Annotated in this window: 16 protein-coding genes and 1 tRNA gene; 8 read left to right on the top strand and 9 right to left on the bottom strand. The window is 65.5% G+C overall.

The features are described 5' to 3' along the window. Window positions 1–425: 425 nt before the first annotated feature. Window positions 426–998: a hypothetical protein gene (locus WEB06_09020; protein MEX2555760.1), complete on the bottom strand. Its 573-nt coding sequence runs from the start codon at window positions 996–998 to the stop codon at window positions 426–428. A 503-nt stretch (window positions 999–1501) separates the two neighbouring features. Between WEB06_09020 and WEB06_09015 the strand changes: the two genes are divergently transcribed. Then, complete coding sequence (locus WEB06_09015) at window positions 1502–2524, top strand: hypothetical protein (protein MEX2555759.1); 1023 nt, start codon at window positions 1502–1504, stop codon at window positions 2522–2524. A gap of 7 nt (window positions 2525–2531) precedes the next feature. On the opposite strand, the gene WEB06_09010 is transcribed toward WEB06_09015, so the two are convergent. Both WEB06_09010 and WEB06_09005 read right to left on the bottom strand, forming a co-directional pair. Further along, the gene (locus tag WEB06_09010; GenBank protein ID MEX2555758.1) at window positions 2532–3269 is read right to left on the bottom strand and encodes a hypothetical protein; all 738 of its coding nucleotides are present in this window, start codon (window positions 3267–3269) and stop codon (window positions 2532–2534) included. A 147-nt stretch (window positions 3270–3416) separates the two neighbouring features. Further along, window positions 3417–3492: transfer RNA gene (locus WEB06_09005), tRNA-Asn, on the bottom strand. 199 nt (window positions 3493–3691) lie between these two features. Here WEB06_09005 and WEB06_09000 point away from each other — a divergent pair. From WEB06_09000 to WEB06_08990, 3 genes are all read left to right on the top strand, one after another. Beyond that, a complete protein-coding gene (locus WEB06_09000; GenBank protein ID MEX2555757.1) occupies window positions 3692–4255 on the top strand; it encodes a TasA family protein in 564 nt (187 codons plus the stop codon). Window positions 4256–4328: 73 nt separating this feature from the next. Continuing rightward, complete coding sequence (locus WEB06_08995) at window positions 4329–4940, top strand: signal peptidase I (GenBank protein MEX2555756.1); 612 nt, start codon at window positions 4329–4331, stop codon at window positions 4938–4940. A gap of 3 nt (window positions 4941–4943) precedes the next feature. Next, complete coding sequence (locus WEB06_08990; GenBank protein MEX2555755.1) at window positions 4944–5912, top strand: hypothetical protein; 969 nt, start codon at window positions 4944–4946, stop codon at window positions 5910–5912. Between the two features lie 8 nt (window positions 5913–5920). Here the strand turns inward: WEB06_08990 and WEB06_08985 are convergent, their stop codons facing one another. Then, on the bottom strand, window positions 5921–7138 hold the full coding sequence (locus WEB06_08985; GenBank protein MEX2555754.1) for an FAD-dependent oxidoreductase: 1218 nt from the start codon (window positions 7136–7138) through the stop codon (window positions 5921–5923). Window positions 7139–7157: 19 nt separating this feature from the next. Then, a complete protein-coding gene (locus tag WEB06_08980; GenBank protein MEX2555753.1) occupies window positions 7158–7445 on the bottom strand; it encodes a WhiB family transcriptional regulator in 288 nt (95 codons plus the stop codon). A 127-nt stretch (window positions 7446–7572) separates the two neighbouring features. Here WEB06_08980 and WEB06_08975 point away from each other — a divergent pair, with 127 nt between their 5' ends. Next, complete coding sequence (locus tag WEB06_08975; GenBank protein ID MEX2555752.1) at window positions 7573–8445, top strand: hypothetical protein; 873 nt, start codon at window positions 7573–7575, stop codon at window positions 8443–8445. 25 nt (window positions 8446–8470) lie between these two features. On the opposite strand, the gene WEB06_08970 is transcribed toward WEB06_08975, so the two are convergent. Next, window positions 8471–9244 carry an ABC transporter permease gene (locus WEB06_08970; protein ID MEX2555751.1) on the bottom strand — a complete coding sequence of 258 codons (774 nt, stop codon included), beginning with the start codon at window positions 9242–9244 and terminating at the stop codon, window positions 8471–8473. Further along, a complete protein-coding gene (locus WEB06_08965; protein ID MEX2555750.1) occupies window positions 9241–10161 on the bottom strand; it encodes an ABC transporter ATP-binding protein in 921 nt (306 codons plus the stop codon). Before WEB06_08965 ends, WEB06_08970 begins: the two co-directional genes overlap by 4 nt. Before the next feature lie 169 nt (window positions 10162–10330). Between WEB06_08965 and WEB06_08960 the strand changes: the two genes are divergently transcribed. Both WEB06_08960 and WEB06_08955 read left to right on the top strand, forming a co-directional pair. After that, window positions 10331–10861: a type II toxin-antitoxin system prevent-host-death family antitoxin gene (locus WEB06_08960; protein MEX2555749.1), complete on the top strand. Its 531-nt coding sequence runs from the start codon at window positions 10331–10333 to the stop codon at window positions 10859–10861. Continuing rightward, window positions 10858–11934, top strand: a complete 1077-nt coding sequence (locus WEB06_08955) for a ferritin-like domain-containing protein (protein MEX2555748.1) — start codon at window positions 10858–10860, stop codon at window positions 11932–11934. Before WEB06_08960 ends, WEB06_08955 begins: the two co-directional genes overlap by 4 nt. On the opposite strand, the gene WEB06_08950 is transcribed toward WEB06_08955, so the two are convergent. Both WEB06_08950 and WEB06_08945 read right to left on the bottom strand, forming a co-directional pair. Beyond that, window positions 11915–12652, bottom strand: coding sequence for a Calx-beta domain-containing protein (locus tag WEB06_08950; GenBank protein ID MEX2555747.1), 738 nt, complete (start codon window positions 12650–12652; stop codon window positions 11915–11917). The two genes, WEB06_08955 and WEB06_08950, sit on opposite strands and share 20 nt — an antisense overlap. Window positions 12653–12736: 84 nt before the next feature. Then, window positions 12737–13426, bottom strand: a complete 690-nt coding sequence (locus WEB06_08945; protein ID MEX2555746.1) for a Calx-beta domain-containing protein — start codon at window positions 13424–13426, stop codon at window positions 12737–12739. 100 nt (window positions 13427–13526) lie between these two features. Here WEB06_08945 and WEB06_08940 point away from each other — a divergent pair, with 100 nt between their 5' ends. After that, the gene (locus WEB06_08940; protein ID MEX2555745.1) at window positions 13527–14225 is read left to right on the top strand and encodes a class I SAM-dependent methyltransferase; all 699 of its coding nucleotides are present in this window, start codon (window positions 13527–13529) and stop codon (window positions 14223–14225) included. The last annotated feature ends 20 nt before the right edge of the window (window positions 14226–14245 follow it).

Here is a 14245-nt window from a genome sequence, read left to right as displayed (position 1 = left end):
CATAGGCGTGGCGATAATTCATGTGGCCAATGATCCGACTCAGATCCGTGTACTCGTAAAGCCGCGCCCGAAAGCGCGTGCAATTCGATGTATTGGATTGATAGTACGTGATCCAAAGCGTCGTCTGCGTGGTCGCGGCATCACGGTAGAGCCATGCATTGAAGTAAACGTTGCGCCCCACGCCGCAGCAGGTTCCGTCCCCGTCTTCGTCATCCCAGTCCACACCGACCTCTGGATCGTGGTATCCCTGGTTCATGTGCGCGTCGCCATCGTAACTCCCCACGGGGAGGCTTCATGTCCAGCCAGCGGAGGTGGGACGCATGGGCTGGCGCCGTCGAAAGAGTTGCCAAAAGGAGAAGAGCACCAACGATCGTGACTACTGAGCGCACCCGCATCTTCATCCCCCTGCCTGTTTCGAAGGTCGGTTAGGTCAGGTCTCTAACCAGAGCCTCTGCAATCTTCTGGAGTTCCGATAAGGGGAGCTGGAAACCATTGACTTGGATCGTCCCGCCAGAAGGGTCCCGCACAATGATGTGGGAGTCCCCATATCCTTCTGCGGTGAAGGGGGGAATGATGACAGCAGGAAGCCCGTTTATCGAGCCGCTCTGCACGCGGTCCTCCGAGAAGTCCCCACGGAAATAGCGCCGCCATGACCGACCAATCGTAATCTCCGCTCCTCCATCAACCAGGAACTCGCGCCAGATACCGAATGCCGGCTCGGATCCGCATGCATCGCCTCCTGGATACGTCCAGTCGAAGGTACCGGGGGGCAGGTACGACGGAGGGTCGAACCAGAACGGACTCGTGCGAAGCTCATCTTCGTCCTTCGGCCGACCCAGCGCCTCGACGTCTTCGCGCTCACATGGGAAGAGTTGGACCTCCTTCGGGTCGGGGAACTGGGCTACGTAGATGCCAGCGACCCACCCCTGAAAGCGCGATTTCGATGCGTCAGCTTCTTGTGCTTGTTCACCGGCCTGATGTTCGGCAGGCGAATCCAAGGCGCTGTCGTATCTCCCCGCAGTGAGTCGGACAGGCGGATCCCGGTAGATTGGGTATTCCCCGTCCCCCTGTTCGACGGGTGGGAACGTAGGAACGGGATCCGTACCCTCCGTCTCGGTTGCCGAGGGTGCCGTCGACGGGGTTTGGGGTTGACCACACGCAACCAGCACTCCAAGTATGAGCATTAGCGCGTGAACCCGGAGAGATCCAGATCTCTTCGACAAGGCCCCGACGCCTATTTGGAGGCGCTCTCCGATCTGCGGTGGTATCCGCCCTCGGGACTATGCTCCCGCCAAAACAAAAAGTCAATGCCCATTCGGGGGTGGCACCTCCGGGCAATGCACTCATACCGATCGTGGCCAGGGCCCCCCGGGGCGGACCCCTCCGCATACCCCTTCCCCGGGGCTCCCGTTCCCGGCGTGCTGTACCCGGGAGGCACGAATGGGTGAGCCCAACACGGCAGTGTTCCGCGCGGACGACAAGATTCCTTGACCCGCTAAACATGGACGTCGTCGAGGACATATTGGATTCGGAAACCGATCCCGAACGCGCCGAGGCGAAGTTCATCGAGATCTACCGCGACCCCGACACGTTGGGGTTCATGATCGGGCGGCTGCGGAGCCTACCCGCCATGCAACCGCGACTCGACCTTGTGCGCCTCGCGGCCCAGGACTACGCGGAGGGGCGCTTCTACGCGACCACGCTGGTTCTCCTTTCGGTGATGGACGGTTTCGTGAACGACGTCGACGCGGAGCGGCGCGGCCTGCACGCTCGTACCGAGGAGGAGGTGACCGCGTGGGACGACGTGGTGGGCCATCACCGGGGTCTTAGCCATGCGCATCGGTCGTTCATCAAGAGCACGAAGAAGCTAGTTACGGAGGAGATGTCGGAACTTCAGCGCCACGGAATCGTCCACGGCATGGTCGTCAACTACAACAACGTCGTCGTTGCGACGAAGGCAAGGAATCGCTTGTTCGCGGTGGCGGACTGGGCGCGGAGCAGGGCGAAACAAGCGGAGCCGAAGAAGGAGCCGCCGAAACTGCGTGAATCGCTGGCGCAGGTTCGCAAGAGCGTCGAAGCACAGAAAGCCAACGATGCGTGGTCGCCATCTACGGTGCGCCCCGGCGACGCGGGTTTTGAAACCAACGAGGTCTTCGTTGCGGCCTCGCGATACCTCGCGGCTTGGCGCGAGAAGAACCTCGGCCGCATGGCCACGATGGTGCCCCGTCAACTCAGCGAGTCGTCCGTGAACAAGATGGCAGGTGAAATACGGACCCAGTTCGAGGGATTCGATCTTCAACATTTCGAGGTCGTTGCGCTTGACTTCAACGCTCCGGCGGTGTGCGAAGTGGACGTGACGCTGACGCTTGCGGAAGGAGTGAAGCCGGGTCGGATGCGTTGGATTCGCGAGAACTCCGAAGGCGAATCGGTGACGCCGATCGAGCAAGGCGAATGGCGGCTCTGGTTGTGGGGGCCACACGGGATGTTCAACCGCGCGGGCGACCGTGACGCGGACGCCGGGTGAGGTTCAGTCAATCGCGCTGGATCTCTTGGAGCGTGCGGACAACAAGCACGGTCGCCTGCGCTGCGGCGAAGGCATCGACCCGTGTGATGCCTGACGAATGGGTCACCTTGTGCGCCAATTCCAGCGTCTTCTTTACGACCGAGCGGAGTTCGGCGTGTGCTGGTCCGGTCATTCGTGCCGCGATGTAATAACCGATGCGGTTCTTCGCGTCCCCAGCAGGTGGAACGTCTTGCCCGGCCGGAACCATGGAGTCTTCGAAGACAAGGTTTGCGGCATCGATGATGGTCTCGCGCGCACGGCGACCCACGTCCTGAAGGTCGTCCTGAGACGCAGCCGCGTCGAGCTCGGTCTTTAGCCCGGTGAGACGCGCTTCGAGGGAGTCCCACGTTGGCTCCTGGCTCTGTCCCCAGTCGGCGACCGTCGCTTGCGTCTGGCGTCGTTCGAGTTCCTGAAGCACGGTATCGGCGAGCTCGCGGATGTGCTCCCGTCGTTCCTGATACGTGGCTAGGTTTGCGGAATAGAACCCGTACCAGTCCCACAAGCTGCGCCATGGGAAAGGCTCCGGGAGTCCGAGGCGAGCCAGCCCAGCGGCGATGCGTCGTCGGCGGTCTTGGTACTGGTCGTCGACGGTTTTGATTCCGGGGCCGCCGGTACCGACCGCGATGATGAGATCGCGCTGTCGCCCGATCAGACCGAGTAGACCGTCGATCGACCCCGCATCTGGCTCAGGAGGTTCCGGTTCCACATGGAAGGAAATCCGCCCAGGATAGCCATCGAGGTGGACCTCGTTTGGACCTTGTCGCTACGAATTTCTAGGGCGATCTAGGGTGCGCTAGGAGAGGTTGGTCGGAGGTCGGGTAAGGGCGTGACCTGCGAAAACCCAGGTAGTCGGTGGCTCCGGGGGCGGGACTCGAACCCGCAACCTACGGATTAACAGTCCGCCGCGCTGCCAATTGCGCCACCCCGGAACGGGTCCGCGGAGTATAGCGCGGGCCTCACAGCCCTCCCGCGGCCGTTTCCGCCCACTTTCCGTGGCCCGAACGAGCGAATGCGCCGAACGAGGGGCCTGCGAAGGTCGCACCATCAGTAACTAAAGAACCGGTAAGCGACAACCGAGGACTGAATCGTTGTTCACTCGGGTTGCTTGTTAGAAAAGGGGCAAAGCTCATGAACCGCCGAAACTTCTTCATCCTGTTGCTCGTCGCAGGCGTTCTCGCCGGTGCTCCTTGGGCGATCACGCAGGCGGTCTGGACCGACTCGCAAGACGTGGCCGCCAACACCTTCACGACCGGATCGGTAGACATCTCAACGTCGCCGACGTCCGCGCTCGTGACGTTCTCGGCGATGGCTCCCGGGGACACGGTCACCGCGCCGCTTACCGTCTCGAACGCCGGGACGTTGCAGCTCCGCTACGCGATGTCCACGGGGATCTCGGGAAGCACCGTGCTCTCGGACGGGCTCGAATTGCAGATCAAGTCCGGAGTGACGACCTGCACGACCGCCGGCTACGGCGCCGACGGGACGTCGCTCTACGACAGCACGCTGACGGCCGGCGCGATCGGGAGCGCCGCGCAGGGCAGCCAGGCGGGCGACCGGACGCTCGACGCCAGCACCAGTGAGATCCTCTGCTTCCAGGTGCGGCTCCCGTCCGGCGCCGGCACCGGATTGCAAGGGCTTTCCACCACGGCGACCTTCACGTTCGCCGCCGAGCAGACGAGCAACAACCCGTAAGAACTCCCTGATGGGCTCGCGGTATGGCGAGCCCACCAGGGTGCTACATCGAGACCGCTAGGGGGGAGAGGCAATGCGCAAGTGGATGGGCTGGGGTCTCGGCCTGGTCGCGTGGGCCGCCGCTTCGATCGCGACCTTCCTCCTCGCGCTTTCATTCGTCCCGACCCTGTTCGGCTTCGAGTCCCTGATCGTGGCCAGTGGAAGCATGGGGCGCACGCTCCCCATCGGCTCGGTCGCGCTGACGAGAGCCGTCGAGGCGAAGGCGGTCTCGGTCGGAGATGTGGTCAGCTTTCGACGTCGGGGCGAAAGCGAGACCGTCACCCATCGGGTCGTCGCCCTCAGCGACGAGGTCGGACAGGTTGCTCTTACGACCAAGGGCGACGCGAATGCCGATCCGGATCCAGAGAGTGTGGTCGTCAGCGCGCGGATACACCGCGTCGAGTACGTCGTGCCGTTGGCCGGCCACGTGATCCGCTATGCGCGAACACCTCTTGGCGGCGTGGCACTCATCTTGATTCCGATCGTGGGTCTGGTGATCGATCGCCAGGGCCGGAAGAGTCGCAGCCGGCGGGTCGGTGCCGGACTCCGCCGCCGCCGGTCGGACTCGACCGACTTCGGCTGGTCCACAACGACCTACCAGCTCGTACGGGGTACGCCGGGTCTGGGGAGCGATCCGGGAGGCTGACCCGTGCGCCGGGCCGCGATCCTTCTCGTGCTGCTTCTGGTGTGCCTTTCGGCAGGAGTGGCGTTCGCGTTCTTCAGCGACTCGAGTCCCGTCACGGGAAACACGTTCTCGACCAAGGCCGACTGGGAGGCGCCGACCGCCTCGGAGTCCGTTGTTGCGAAAACCGTCGGGTACTCTGCCGGCTACATCAAGCAGGGTGCCACTTACTACGTCTACGCGAACATCACCGACGGTGGAAACCCCGCGAGCGGCGTTTCCACCGCTACCGCCGACGTGTCCACGATCGACACCGGCCAGACCGCGGTGGCGCTCGCATCCGGGTCCTTCAGCGTCGAGGGCGTGAGCTACAACCGGCGCAGCGCCTCGCTGACTGCGAACGGTACGTTGAGCGAGGGGACGTACGGGTACACGGTAACGATGACCGACGTCGAGGGTAACTCGAAGACTCAGGCGGGATTCTCTGTCGTGGTCGACAACACCGTCCCGGCAGCGTCCGACATCCAGACCGCGAACGGCGGTTCCATCGTGGGTCGTGCCGATATCGGAGACGCGATCACGTTCACGTTCAGCGAGCCGATCGACCCGAACTCGATCCTGTCGGGTTGGGACGGGCTGTCGACCAGCGTCGTGGTGCGCCTGAACGACGACGGGCTCCTCGGGCTGGGGAGCGACTCGGTCAGGATCTACAACTCCTCGAACGCGGCGCAGCTGCCCCTGGGCTCGGTTGATCTCCGCCGGGGGGACTACACGTCCTCGAACCGCACCTTCGGCGCCACCGGCACGCCTTCGACGATGGTGATGTCGGGCAATTCCATCACGATCACGCTCGGAACGCAGAGCGGCGCGGCGACCACGGCCGGGGGCAACGGGAACATGAGCTGGACGCCGTCTGCCACCGCGACCGACCGGGCGGGCAATGCTTGCTCGACTTCGTCGAAGACCGAGACCGGCACGGCGGACAAGGAGTTCTAAGGCCCGCGTTACGCGCCGAGGGTCTTGAGGTCGACGGACTCGTCGCGGAGCGCGGACTCCTCGACCGCCTTCCGGGCCCTGATGATCCCCATCGCGCGGCGCAGCTCCTTGCCGCGGTTGAGCGCGGCGATCCCGTCGACGAGGCCGTCCTTGACGTAGAAGGCCAGGAAGGAACGGTCGGGGATCGAGCCTCGGATCACGAGCGAGTCCCATTCGCGGTGGTGGCCGGCGTACTGGATGTTGGCGTCGTACTGATCGGACCAGAACCAGTGCACCTCGACGTACGGCTCCTCGGATCCCAGCATGCTTTTCGCGGCGTGCGCGCCGTGGCGCATGGCGTTCTGCCAGTGCTCCACGCGCATGCGGCGGCCGTACAGCGGGTGGAAGTGATTCGCGATGTCGCCGGCCGCGTAGACGCCCTCGACGTTCGTGCGGCAGCGCTCGTCGACGGCGATGCCGTTGTCCAGCTCGATGTCGGTGCCGGCGACCGGATCGGTGACCGGCTCGACGCCGACGCCGACGACGACGATGTCGCACGGGAGCCGTGCGCCGGACTTGGTGACGGCCGTCTCAACCCGGGTCGAGCCCTCCAGAGCTACGACGGTGTCCTCGAAACGCATGTGCACACCGTGATCCGCGTGCAACGCGCCGATGGCGCCTCCGACCTCGGAGCCGAGAACGCGATGGAGCGGCGTCGGGGTCGGCTCGACCGCCGTCACATCCAGGCCGAGGGTGCGGAGTGACGCCGCCACTTCGGCGCCGATGAACCCCATCCCGACGACCACGGCCCGCTTCGCGCGTTCGGCGTCGGCCCGCATCCGGTCGGAGTCCTCGACGGTTCGCAGCGAGTGCACGCCTTCCAGCTCGACCCCCGGAGCATCGAGCTTCCGGTTGCGAACACCGGTGGCGATCAGAACCTTGTCGTAGCCGATCCGTTCGCCGCCGACGAGGACGACCTCGCGAGCGGCGGTGTCGACCCGTTCGACGGTCGCGCCGAAGCGGGTCTCGACGCCGTTGGCTTCCCACCACTCGGCCGGCCGCACGAGGGACTTCTCGAAGGGCTTCTCGCCGCGGAGATACTCCTTCGAGAGCGGCGGCCGCTCGTACGGCGCCCGCGGCTCGGCGCCGATGAGATAGAGGGGACCGTCGAAACCTTGCTCTCGGAGCGTTGCGGCAGCGGTGCCTCCGGTGAGGCTCGCTCCGACGATGACGATGGGCCCGCTCATGCGGGCGCCAGTTTAGGGGTTAAGCCGCGGCGGTGGCTTCGCGGACGATCTGCTCGCGGGCGGTCGGGGAGAGCCGGCCGCGCTCGCGCTCGGTCAGACCACCCCAGATGCCGAAGCGTTCATTGCGCTCGAGCGCGAAAGCCAGGCAAGCGAGCCGGACGGGGCAGGTCGCGCAGATCGCCTTCCCTGGCATCGCCTCGTCCTCAGAGGCCGGGAAGAACAGCTCAGAGTCGACTCCCCGGCAGGAGCCGCGCTCTTGCCAGGAGTAGTCCGTCGCGATCCGTTCGGTCTGCTCGATCCTCCTCATCCAAGCCATCCTTCCCGCATGAGGCGCCGGTAACACAACGCAACGGTTCCAACGCCGGCGACCTGGCATTTCTTCCGGCCTCCGTCGTCTTGGCCCGGCGCGCGGTTCGTCCGCTATCGTCCGGGGCATGACCACCCCGTACGCCCGGCGCTTCCTCTCGGTGCTCGAGCCCCTGGTTTCCATGAACTTCTTCAGCGCGGACGCCTTCGAGGAATACGGGAAACTCGGCCTCGTGGATGGCTGGAGCGCCTATTTCTGCTCCCGATCGGCGGCGATGGGCGAAGTATCCGCCGACCTGGTCACTGCAACCTTCTACAACTTCAACCCGGAGCTCGTACGAAAGAGCGTGGACTGGTCGATCGCTCCCGCGGAGGACGTCTACGCGGCCCGGCTGCGGGGTGCCGAGCGCACGCTTCGGCGCCTGCTGGCCGAGGGAGACGACCTCCCGGATCTCGGCCGCGCCCTCGAGCTGTTTCGTCCGGCCGTCGAGGCGTGCCCGCCCGAGGGTCGTCCGATCGCCGCCCCGCACGCCGCCAAATCCTGGCCGGAGGACCCCTTCGCCGCTCTGTTCTACGCGGCGAACGTGCTCCGGGAGTTCCGCGGCGACGGCCACGTCGCCGTCCTCGTCGGGCACGGCGTCGGCCCGGTCGAAGCCCTCTACCTCCATTGCGGGTACATGGGGCTCACCGATCGCCGGCGCGAGGCCTTCTTCATGACGCGAGCGTGGGACGAGCCGTCCCTGCGGCGCGCGGAGGAAACGCTCCGGGAGCGCCACTTCATCGACACGGACGGGATGCTCACCGACGCGGGCGGGAAGTTCCGCGGGATGATCGAGCACGACACCGACCGGACCGCCGTCGCTCCGTTCGCCGCGCTCGGGGCGGACAGGGCCGAGGAGCTTGTGGGTCTGTTGGAGCCGCTCGCGATCCGCGTCCTGGAGCGGCGGGGGGTCCCGTCGCCGCTCGGGCGGATGGACCCCGCGCATCCGCTGCGGCCCTGACCGATGACCTAGCCCGGCGGTCGATCTACTGCACGAGGCGCCGGCGCAGCAGGTTGAGCGGAAGGATGAACAGCCCTCCCGTCAGCACGATGATCCACGCCGCCGCGCCCGCAGCGGCGCCGGGATCGCCGTCGACCAGCAGCGCCCGCATGAGGTCGACCGCGTGTCGAAGCGGCATGCACCAGGAGAGCGCTTGCACCCACCCCGGCAGACGGTCGAGCGGGAAGAAGATGCCGGAGAACATGAACATCGGCGTGAGGAAGAGCGTCCAGTAATACGAGAGATAGTCGACCACCGAGATCCAGTACGTGAACGTCAGCCCGAGGACCGCGAACATCAGCCCGACCAGCGCGAGCGCGACCGGTGCCGCGAGCCCCCACCAGGAATGGAAGACGCCGAACGGCAGCGCGATGACGATGAAGGCACCGCCGTAGATGGCCGCGCGCGTCGCTCCCCACAACGACTCGCCGAGCGCGACATCCTCGGCGCTGAGGGGTGCGGAGACGGCCGCGTCGTAGATGCGCGCGCGCTCCATCTTGAAGTACGTGTTCCACGTGGTCTCGAACGTCGCGCCGTACATCACCGACAGCGCCACGAGTCCGGGCGCGATGAAATCGATGTACTCGACGCCTTGAACGCGCTCCAGATACTCGCCGAGTCCGAAGCCCATCGCGACCAGATAGATGACGGGCTCGATGAACCAGGCGAGGAGGCTGAGCCGGTAGGTGTGCTTGAAGATCGCCCAGTTCCGCAGCCAGTACCCCCACGCGTGACCGAGCGAGACGTGGGCCACCGTCATTCCACGAGCCTCCTTCCGGTGAGCGCGAGGAAGACGTCCTCGAGGGTGCCGCCGCGCAGCCAAACCGCTCCGGGATCGATCGCGAGCGTTCGCACCTTGCCCAGCATCTCGTCGCCGTCGTCGGTGTAGAAGATCCAGCGGTCGGCGAGCCGCTCCACGTGCGCCGCGAGACTGTCGAGCGAGGTCAGCGCGGCGTGGATCTCCTCGGGCGGCTCGAACACCTCGACGACCTGCCGGGTCGTGTGCGCGGCGACCAGCTCGCGCGGGGATCCCTGCACGAGGATCTTTCCCTCGTGCATGATGACGACCCGATCGCAGAGCTGCGCGGCCTCTTCCATGTAGTGCGTCGTGAGCATCAACGTAACGCCGCCGCGCTTGAGCGTCCGGAGCTTCTCCCACACGAGGTGTCGCGCCTGGGGGTCTAGTCCCGTCGTCGGCTCGTCGAGGATGAGGATCTCCGGCTCGTTCATGAGAGCCCGCGCGATCAGCAGCCGCCGCTTCATCCCTCCCGAAAGTCGCGGGATCTTCCAGTCGCGCTTGTCGGAGAGCTGGACGAACTCGAGCAGCTCGGTCGCGCGAGGCTCCGCCTGACGCGCCCGGATCCCGAAGTAGCGCGCGTAGATCAGGAGGTTCTCGATAACCGAGACCTCGTCGTCCAGGTTGTTCTCCTGGGGGACGATGCCCATGCGTGCCTTGATCTCGCGCTGGCGCTCCGTGACCGACATGCCGAGGACCTCCAGCGTGCCCGCGCTCGGCGGCGAGATGCACGAGATCATGCGCATCGTCGTCGTCTTCCCGGCCCCGTTCGGGCCGAGGAAGCCGGAGCACGTGCGCTCCTCGGCGCTGAAGTCGATCCCGCGCACGGCCTCGAAGTCGCCGTAGCGCTTCGCAAGACCGCGCGCTTCTACCGCAGGCATGCGTGAGTCCTCCCGGTCGAGCGGAACCGGCTCATCGTAGCAATGCCCTCAACCGGCTCCGCGGAATACTCATCCGTGTCGGTGGGGCCATGTACTCTCCGCCGTTGTCTGACAGAACGACGTCGTGTTGTCAGACATCCTTCGGAGACACACGAGGAGGAACGAAATGGTGGATGTGACCTCGGCCGCGAGGTGTGTGGCGATCCGCGAGCTCTCGCGCTCGACTGGAGAGTTGATCGACGAGGTGGAACGCGACGGGAAGGCGTTCGTCGTGAGTAGACGCGGACGCATGGTCGCTCTCTTGGTGCCGCTCCCCGAGCACGTGATCATCGAGTTCGAAGAACGGGCTCCGGTTACGAGCGCGGGACGACGGCAACCGGAAGCGGACGTCGATCTCGACGCTTTGGACTTGAGCGAGCTCGCCTGTGAGTTCCTCATCGACGCGGCGTCGACGCCAACGGGCTATTGGCACGCGCCGGGCTCGGCGTTCCTGGCCGATCAAGGTGGGTTCTTCCGAACGCTGAGGGACCTCGACGCCAAGGGACTTACGGACTTCGTTTCCGCGAGCGGTCGGCGGATCACGAAAGAAGGGCGCGCCGTAGCGAAAGCGTTGAGAGAGGCTGGGCGCAGGGGATATGAGGAGGTCCACGACGGAGGCGGGGTATCATCCGTTGAGGATCACGGCGGGAGGGCCCCATGACGACGCGGCGCATCTACACGCTTCCGGTGGAGCAGACGGGGTGGGCGGTCAACGGTTCTTTCGAGACCGTCTTCAACTGGGAGTACGACGAGATGCGCGACCGTCTCATCACGTTGTATTCGAAGGGAAAGCAGAAGCAGTGGGATGCCGAGGTCCGGATCGATTGGTCGCAGGATCTCGATCCCGAGAACCCGATGGAGCTCGCGGACGAGTACCTCGGCATCTACGGGACCGATCTGTGGAACAAGATGACATCGAAGGAACGCGTTGAGCTCCGCCACCACGGCCAGGCCTGGCAGATCTCTCAGTTCCTTCACGGCGAGCAGGGCGCGCTGATCTGCGCCGCGAAGATCGTCGAGACCGTGCCGGACCTCGACTCGAAGTTCTACGCAGCGACGCAAGTGATCGACGAGGCCCGGCACGTCGAGGTGTACTCGCGGCTCCTGCACGAGAAGTTCGAGCTCGCGTACCCGATCACCGATCCGCTCAAGGAGATGCTCGAGCAAGTCATCCGCGACTCGCGGTGGGACTTCACCTATCTCGGTATGCAGGTGCTGATCGAGGGGCTCGCACTCGCCGCGTTCGGCTTGATCCGCGACTTCTCGGCGAACCCGCTGGCGAGCGCGGTCAACGCGTACGTGATGCAGGACGAGGCGCGGCACGTCGCGTTCGGCCGCCTCTCGCTCAAGGACTATTATCCGCAGCTCACGCAGAGGGAGCGCGACGAGCGCGAGGAGTTCGTCGTCGAAGCCTCGTTCTTGATGCGCGATCGGTTCCAAGCCGCAGAGGTTTGGCAGCGGCTCGGCTTCCCGGACGAGGACTTCCAAGAATACGTCGACAACGCGCCGATCATGGTCGAGTTCCGCAAGCTTCTGTTCACGAGGATCGTGCCTACGATCAAGGACATCGGGCTGTGGGGCCCGAAGGTGCAGCGCGCCTACGCCGAGATGGGCGTGATCGACTTCGCAGCGATCGATCCCGACGAGGCGTCGGCGGCCGACGAGCGATTCGCGGACGAGCTCGACGCCCGCAAGGGCGAGATCGAGGCGACGATCAGCTCGGCGGCTGAGTAACCAGGAATCGCCGGCGCACCCCGGCCACCGCGAGCGAACCGATCGTGATCGCGCCGAGCGCGATGCCGGCGAGCGCGAAGGCGGACAGGCCACCTCCGCTGCCGAAGGAACCAGAAGCGGACACCGCTGGTGACGCGGTGCTCGATGCGGATGTCGACGGAGTGGGCGAGGGTGTCGGCGAAGCCGAGGCCGTGACCGACGGCTCGGCAACGACCGGATCCGGAGCGGATCCCGTGGACGGATCGGGCTCGGGATCGGAAGGCGGCGGGTCCGATCCTTCGTCTCGCGTCGGCGACGGCTTCGGCTTTGGATCGTCGTCTTGGATCGTGACAGTCGCGTCGGGGCCGGGCTCGATGCAGCCGTTGGTCGGCCCGGGTTTGACCTCGACTTCGAAGCGTTCGGTGGGCTCGTTCGTGGAGTCGTTCTTGATGTTGACGGTGAACGTCTTCGAGTGGTCGCCGGGCGAGAACGTGACCGAACCCGTCTTAGCGAAGAAGTCTTGTCCGCTCTTCGCGGTTCCCGTCTTCGTCTGATAACCGATCGTGCGCGTGCGTGACTCGGGGTTGTTCAGAACCAAGGCGATCGTCAGCGTGATGGAACCGTCGTTCTCGCCGACGGTGTAGCTCTGCGGTGAGAACGAAGCCTTGCCGCATGCCCACGCGGGACCCGCCGGGACCAGCGAGAGGGCAGCGACGGAAGCTGCCAGGAAAACAAGCATCCGTCGATTCGTTCGCATCGTTAGGACCCCCGCCCCCGACCCCGAGCCTTCAGGATACGGGAGAAGGGGACCCAAAAAGCAAGGTTAGATCAGGAAACGGCGGCGAACCCAGAACGCCGCGACCCCACCGAGTGCGACCGTTGCGGCCACGATGCCGGCCAGCGCTCCGCCGGACAGCCCCCCGTCGCCGGGGCCGGCTGCGGCGATGGGCGAGCCGGTCGCGGTCGGGCTGGGTGAGCTCGGTGTCGGCGAGGGCGATGCGCTCGCCGTGGAAGGCTTCGGCGTCGGAGTGCTCGTCTTGGTCGGTGTCGGCTTCGGAGTCGGGGTAGGCGTCGGCGTTGGCTGAGCGATCGGCTTCTCGTCGTTGTCGAGGATCCTCACCGTGGCGGTGTCGTACTGAAAGTTCACGGCGCCGCAGCCACTTCCACCGTCCAGGTCGACGGTGAAGACTTCGTTCTGCTCATCCGAGGCGTCGTCCACGATGTTGATCTGGAACTGTTTCTGGAGATCCTGGCCCGTGTATTCGAGCGTTCCGGAGTCCTGGCTGTAGTCCTGGGGCGCTTTCGCGGTGCCGTCGACCGTATGGAATTTAACGCTGCTGTCCGCAACGTTGTTGTCGCGTTCAACGGTGAGGGTTACTGATTCTGCCTGCTCGTTGACCGTGTAGGTGGTTTCCGTGAACGAGAAGGCATGGCAACCAGCGGTCGCGGAGAGTATCGGGAGCGCGAACACGACCGCGGCAGCGAGCACCGGAAGGATCCATCGTCTGCGCATCACCCTCCCATCCCCCTTCGGCATGAGCTTACGGTTCGACCCTACAAGGGGTTCACCGGTCGGCGCCGAGGTTCGCCGTTCAGCCCGTACAATCCCGCCCGTGGATCAGAAGATCTCGCGCGACGAGCAGTTCGATCTGGAGCTCTTGGCCGGCGCCGTGCGGTATCAGCGGTGGGTGCTCTCGGCCTTCGAGCCGGTCGGCGGATCGGTCGTGGAGGTCGGAGCCGGCAGCGGGAACTTCACGCGTTTCCTCGCGACCCGCGCCGCCAAGGTGGTGGCCGTGGAGCCGCACAGCGGGCTGGCCGATCGCATCGAGAAGCTTGCGCTCCCGGGGGTCGAGGTCGTTCGCTCGCGGGTGGAGACGTTGGCCGGACGCGAGGCCTTCGACATGGCGGTGTCGATGAACGTGCTCGAGCACATCGAGGACGACGAGGCCGCGTTGCGCTCGATCCGCGACCTCGTGAAACCGGGCGGGAGGATCGCGATCCTCGTCCCCGCGCACGCAGCTCTCTATGGGAAGCTCGACCGCCGGTATCACCATGTGCGCCGCTATTCGCGCCGGCAGCTATCGCAGGTCATGTCCCGCGCCGGGATCGAGGTGGACCAGGTCCGCTACTTCAACCCGATCGGTGCCGTCGGGTGGTTCGTCTTCATCCGGCTGCTCGGGCGGACCCGGCTGACCCGGATGACGATCCGGCTATCGGAATGGGTGGCGGTCCCCATCGGCCGGGCCCTCGATCGGATCGGGTTCCGGCCCTTCGGGCAGAGCGTCGTCGCCATAGGCCGCCGACCAGGATAAAGCGGTAGAAGCGGCGAAGG

The organism is Actinomycetota bacterium (assembly GCA_040905475.1).
Lineage (GTDB): Bacteria > Actinomycetota > AC-67 > AC-67 > AC-67 > DATFGK01.
This window is presented reverse-complemented; position numbering and strand designations above follow the sequence as displayed.

Bases quoted from the DNA above. Each gene is read 5' to 3' on its own strand.
- WEB06_09015 (MEX2555759.1), top strand. From the start codon at position 1,502: ATGGACGTCGTCGAGGACATATTGGATTCGGAAACCGATCCCGAACGC.
- WEB06_09000 (MEX2555757.1), top strand. From the start codon at position 3,692: ATGAACCGCCGAAACTTCTTCATCCTGTTGCTCGTCGCAGGCGTTCTC.
- WEB06_08995 (MEX2555756.1), top strand. From the start codon at position 4,329: ATGCGCAAGTGGATGGGCTGGGGTCTCGGCCTGGTCGCGTGGGCCGCC.
- WEB06_08985 (MEX2555754.1), bottom strand. From the start codon at position 7,138: ATGAGCGGGCCCATCGTCATCGTCGGAGCGAGCCTCACCGGAGGCACC.
- WEB06_08980 (MEX2555753.1), bottom strand. From the start codon at position 7,445: ATGAGGAGGATCGAGCAGACCGAACGGATCGCGACGGACTACTCCTGG.
- WEB06_08975 (MEX2555752.1), top strand. From the start codon at position 7,573: ATGACCACCCCGTACGCCCGGCGCTTCCTCTCGGTGCTCGAGCCCCTG.
- WEB06_08970 (MEX2555751.1), bottom strand. From the start codon at position 9,244: ATGACGGTGGCCCACGTCTCGCTCGGTCACGCGTGGGGGTACTGGCTG.
- WEB06_08965 (MEX2555750.1), bottom strand. From the start codon at position 10,161: ATGCCTGCGGTAGAAGCGCGCGGTCTTGCGAAGCGCTACGGCGACTTC.
- WEB06_08955 (MEX2555748.1), top strand. From the start codon at position 10,858: ATGACGACGCGGCGCATCTACACGCTTCCGGTGGAGCAGACGGGGTGG.
- WEB06_08950 (MEX2555747.1), bottom strand. From the start codon at position 12,652: ATGCTTGTTTTCCTGGCAGCTTCCGTCGCTGCCCTCTCGCTGGTCCCG.
- WEB06_08945 (MEX2555746.1), bottom strand. From the start codon at position 13,426: ATGCGCAGACGATGGATCCTTCCGGTGCTCGCTGCCGCGGTCGTGTTC.